General features: G+C 38.3%; 4 protein-coding genes and 1 pseudogene. 3 read left to right on the top strand and 2 right to left on the bottom strand.

Features of this window, described 5'->3' with window-relative positions:
* Positions 1-77 precede the first annotated feature (77 nt).
* Positions 78-1,431, top strand: a pseudogene (locus Q0541_RS33725) (IS701 family transposase).
* A 738-nt stretch (positions 1,432-2,169) separates the two neighbouring features.
* Here Q0541_RS33725 and Q0541_RS33730 read toward each other — a convergent pair.
* Positions 2,170-2,844: a hypothetical protein gene (locus Q0541_RS33730; RefSeq protein WP_298921368.1), complete on the bottom strand. Its 675-nt coding sequence runs from the start codon at positions 2,842-2,844 to the stop codon at positions 2,170-2,172.
* A gap of 451 nt (positions 2,845-3,295) precedes the next feature.
* Here Q0541_RS33730 and Q0541_RS33735 point away from each other — a divergent pair, with 451 nt between their 5' ends.
* Positions 3,296-3,505 carry a hypothetical protein gene (locus tag Q0541_RS33735; protein WP_298921370.1) on the top strand — a complete coding sequence of 70 codons (210 nt, stop codon included), beginning with the start codon at positions 3,296-3,298 and terminating at the stop codon, positions 3,503-3,505.
* A 231-nt stretch (positions 3,506-3,736) separates the two neighbouring features.
* The gene (locus Q0541_RS33740) at positions 3,737-4,126 is read left to right on the top strand and encodes a transposase (RefSeq protein ID WP_298921373.1); all 390 of its coding nucleotides are present in this window, start codon (positions 3,737-3,739) and stop codon (positions 4,124-4,126) included.
* 165 nt (positions 4,127-4,291) lie between these two features.
* Here the strand turns inward: Q0541_RS33740 and Q0541_RS33745 are convergent, their stop codons facing one another.
* Positions 4,292-4,435 carry a hypothetical protein gene (locus Q0541_RS33745; RefSeq protein ID WP_298921375.1) on the bottom strand — a complete coding sequence of 48 codons (144 nt, stop codon included), beginning with the start codon at positions 4,433-4,435 and terminating at the stop codon, positions 4,292-4,294.
* Positions 4,436-4,792: the final 357 nt, after the last annotated feature.

Raw genomic sequence — 4,792 nt, forward strand, 5'->3', positions numbered from 1 at the left:
TATCCCTCTTCTGTCACTTTCCGAGTATTCTGAATAAAAGGGTTAAAAGAAAAAACTCTCTTTAGGTAAGCAGGGCAATGGATGTAGAATTACAAATCCTAAAACATTTAGCAAGAGATGCCCACCCAACAGTTGCGATGGCGTAACCGCCCGCTGGAAGCGATCGTAGATGAATATTGTGCAGAGTATAAAGACCTATTTAAGGAAGTAAGAAATTATGAGTGCTTCAAACATTTACACTTAGGAATAATATCAACACTTAAAAGAAAATCGTTACCAGAGATAGCGAAAGTGGTGAGTATAAACTCAGCCCAGTCATTACATCATTTTTTAGCAAATTCAATTTGGTCAGTAGATAAATTAAAACAACGAAGATTAAGTAGACTCAAGAAAGCATTAGATGGAAATGCCATTACAGTAGTAATAGATGAAACAGGAGATAGGAAAAAAGGTAAAAAAACTGATTATGTAGCTAGACAATATTTAGGGAGTGTAGGGAAGGTAGATAATGGGATAGTTTCAGTAAATGCTTATGGGGTTTACTCTAACATAAATTTTCCCTTAAGTATAAAAGTATTCAAACCAAAAGGGACGCTCAAAGAAGGAGATAAATATAAAACTAAAATAGAATTAGCGTCAGAAATAATTACAGAATTAATTGAAGATGGTTTTAATATTGAACTAGTACTAGCTGATAGTTTATATGGTGAAAGTAGCCAATTTATTAGAAAATTAACTGAATATAACTTAGCTTATGTGGTAGCAATTAGAAGTAATCATAGAGTCTGGTTGCCAGCCGGACAGAGCGTTAGGGCGAATAAGTGGTGTAAATTCTCCAGAACATTTAGTAATCAAAAATCAGAAACCAGATATATCCGAGAAATAGTTTATGGTAAAAAAACAGCCATAACATACTGGGAAATAACTACTGACCCAGAAACCATGCCGGAAAATTCTACTTCGTTCATCATGACGAATCTGCAAGGGAATTTGAAGAAGACTTTAGGCGACCTCTATGGATTAAGGACATGGGTAGAATATGGTTTTCGACAGTGTAAACAGGAACTAGGTTGGACAGATTATCGTTTTACTAATTTCCAGCATATTCAGAGGTGGTGGGAAATTATTTTTTGTGTTTACACAATGATTAGTTTAAATTCTCCAGCGTTTTTAGACTTAAATCAATCTCGTCAACTTGAGACTGAGATACAAGAAGATAGTTCGGTTTATTTTTCTAATCATAAACAATGGAATCATCAATGCGGATGGAAGAACATTTTAAATAATCTGCGTCTAATTATCCAACCACTCTTACTATTTTGGTTGATTTATCCTTGGCTAGATATTTTTCCCAATTCACATTTATTGCTGGGATTCAATCATTTAATTGCTGCAATGAATCAATTTAAACCCTATTATTCTTCTGGATGATTTAGCTTATTTACTACTTGCTTATTCTGGAAAGTGACAGAAGAGAGATATAAAGGATTTTTACTGAAATTAGAAACATTCATTTTTGCTTTTACTTTGAAACAAGCATTTATTGAATAAGTAAAATATAATGCTTTAATCTAATTCAGTATTTGTGTTTTGGAGTTAATTGAAATAGCGGTTGCGTGACGCGCAACCGCTACTTCGTCGTAAACGATCGCACGACTATTCAAGTTCAAAGTACCCACATCTTGATGACCCACAACTTGGGTTATTAGCTCTGAAATTACCCAAGCAGCAGTTGAAGCAAAGGGATTGTTAGAGAGAGCATAATTTTTTGTTCGCTACCTAAAGTACCTTTTACTTAAAAATTAACAATTTTTAAGGTCATGTTAGTAGTAGAAGAAGATTCTTAAAATCACGATGGCAAACATGGATAACACAAACAAAGAAGTTGATAGTAGTAATAAATTGAGTCAGCAGAAAATAAAGATTGAAACTGATAGGAATTAATCATTTAAAGAACTGATACAGAAAAATAAAACAATTAATATAGATGGTCAGCGTCCGATTGGCAAGAATGAAAACGATTATGATAAAACAATTAATATAGATGGTCAACGTCCGATTGGTAAAAGTGCTTTTGATGAAGCAAGTATTACCACATCAGAATTGTGCCAGAGTGCGATCACTTGTTTATTGAATTACTGATACTCACCAATTGGCTTATAAATATTATTACCGATTAGTTCTTAATGATTCTTCACTAATAGTTGATGACACCAGTGGCGGGCGCAGGCAAAGATAAGCAAGAGAACCGAGTAAAGGAACAAACGCCACTGCTAAAAATACCTCGGCATTAGGGAAACGGCGACGAGCCATATCATCACCAACAACAGTAGGAAATAAAACATAAAATAGGCAAAACGCCAAGCTCATGCCATTGATAAAGCGATCGCTTTGGAACTGTTGCACATAATCTCCCCAATCACCCAAGGCAAAACCATAGACAAACAAAACAAGTGTGCTGAAAGTCAAAACGATACCGTAAAGGTGAGAATCCAGCAGATTCAAAAAAGCATCCTTTTGTCCAGAAAATTGTTGATTAGGTTCACGCAAAGCCAAATATGGCAACAGACCAAGTACACCCGAACCCACTGATGTGATAGCAAAAGGCCAAAAAGGAATCGATTGCATCCTGCCATCAATGAACAATAAACTACTGTAAATTAATAGCCAAATACCCACTAGAGAAAATAAAGACAGGATAATTGGATTAATAGCAGCCCACTGAAGAGTAAATATATTTTTCAACAGCGTTAGCGTTTCACCTAAGTGCAGGGGCGGTGCCAACAATAAAATATAAGCGATAAATCCAGCCCACAGTAACCACAATCCAAGTTTAAGAGTCATAATCTTCATTTAGTTGCATAAAATTATTTCCAAGACACAATTAATTGAGTCTTATAGTGTCTGTCAGTTGATGCTAGAAGTTTGATGAGGCAGCCAGGATATAACTATCAATTAGTTAAATCCTGGCTGCATTGTAAATTATAAATCCTCTGCTCGTTGTCGCTCAATGGGTAGAGCTTTTACAGTTAAAAAAGGTAACATAGTTGCTCAAGTACAATTTACAGCGGTTTTCAGTTGAGTAGACTACAGATAAGGCTAAAATAGAGACGCAATAAAAATACTTGCTCGTAAATGCCTGCCCCCTACTCAACGGATCTACGCCAACGTCTGGTTGATGCTCATCAAGCAAAACTTGGGTCACAAAGACAACTAGCTGACCGCTTTCAAGTTAGCTTATCGTTTGTTCAACGACTTATACGTAGTCATAATAAAGACAGGAAAAGTAAATGCCTTGGCTCACGCAGGTAGAGCGATCGCTAAAATAAAAATTGAGAACTTACCTGCTGTGCAGCAGTTAGTAGATGAACAGCCGGATGCCATACTCTCGGAATTATGTGAGCGTTTAGCCGAACGCAGTAGCATCAGTGTAAGCATATCAACCATGCACCGTGCAGTTCAACAGTTAGAATTGACCAATAAAAAAAACTTTGTATGCCAGTGAGCAAGACAGTCCACGAATCAAACAGATGCGTTTTGATTATCGGGATTGGGTTTTAAGCGTTGACCCGCACAATTTAATATTTATAGACGAGTCAGGTGTGAAAAGAGGAAATGACTCGAAACTATGGTCGCGCACCACGTGGAGAAAGCTTATACGACTCTTGCCCTAAGAATCGAGGACAAAATATATCATTGATCGGGGCACTGAGTATGGATGGACTAATAGAAGAGTATGAGTATTCCTGGTAGTGTTAACATAGATGTGTTTTTGACTTACGTTCAGGAGGTTCTTGTACCCCAGCTGTGGGTGGGAGCATTCGTGCTCATGGATAATTTCTCGGTACATCACGCACAGGTAATTCAAGATGCTATTGAATCTGTTGGTGCAAAATTAGTTTTTTTACCTCCTTATTCACCCGATTTGTCTCCCATCGAATTATGTTGGTCAAAAATCAAGCAATGTTTGCGTACAACAAAAGCTCGAACCAAAGAAGCGCTTAATCAGGTATTAAACCAAATTGTGACTGAGCAAATCTCATCTGATGATGCTTGGAGCTGGTTCGCTCACTGTGGCCTATTCAATCTGAAAAGTGCTGTATTACCAATCACGTTTGAAAATTGATCGCTCTCCACACCCCATGACCAACATCCACAACCTCGGCATGACCGATACCGAGTATGCCCAGCTACTAACCTAAGGCTACGACCCCAATAAGCGAACACCAGTTGCTAGAGCTTGGCGAAAGCTTAGACCAAGCCAGGAACCTAGTGCCAGTAGTGAGACTGACTAAAGACAAAGCACCACAGACGGACGAGGAGTGGGAAAAATGTATGGTAGTATGGGGAGATGCTTGCCGTGGTTTTCTTGGAAAATGAGCGATCGCCCATCAGAATTTACCAGTCGTTTAAAGACAGTGTTAGCAAAGGTCACAGTTAAAGCATCCTGATTCTTAGAGGGAACTTTATATATGGGTTATTATGAGTGTAGTTTACCGCCGCAGGCATCGCCCTGTTTTGTTAAGGGTTTTCTCTAAGAAACTTTTATAGGGCGAGTCTAGACCGGGGCGCATCTGTGCAATTGGTACGGCAGACTTTGAGGCATACATATTTACATAACACCCTACACTATGCCCACGCCTCGCAAGCGCTTGTCTCTAGTTCTGGGAGGGGCAATGAGCTACGCCCTGCTTTATAGCGATGCCTGCGGCGGGCTACGCCTACGCATTTTCACCTCAGCCAACAAATAATAACAACCAAAATCTGTATATGTACTAAGATGCTCTTGGGA

Origin of the sequence: uncultured Nostoc sp., from assembly GCF_937863485.1 — a bacterium.
Classification (GTDB): Bacteria; Cyanobacteriota; Cyanobacteriia; order Cyanobacteriales; family Nostocaceae; genus Nostoc.

Excerpts from the sequence above, each read along its gene's own strand:
- Q0541_RS33730 (WP_298921368.1), bottom strand. The coding sequence starts at position 2,844 with ATGACTCTTAAACTTGGATTGTGGTTACTGTGGGCTGGATTTATCGCT.
- Q0541_RS33740 (WP_298921373.1), top strand. The coding sequence starts at position 3,737 with ATGAGTATTCCTGGTAGTGTTAACATAGATGTGTTTTTGACTTACGTT.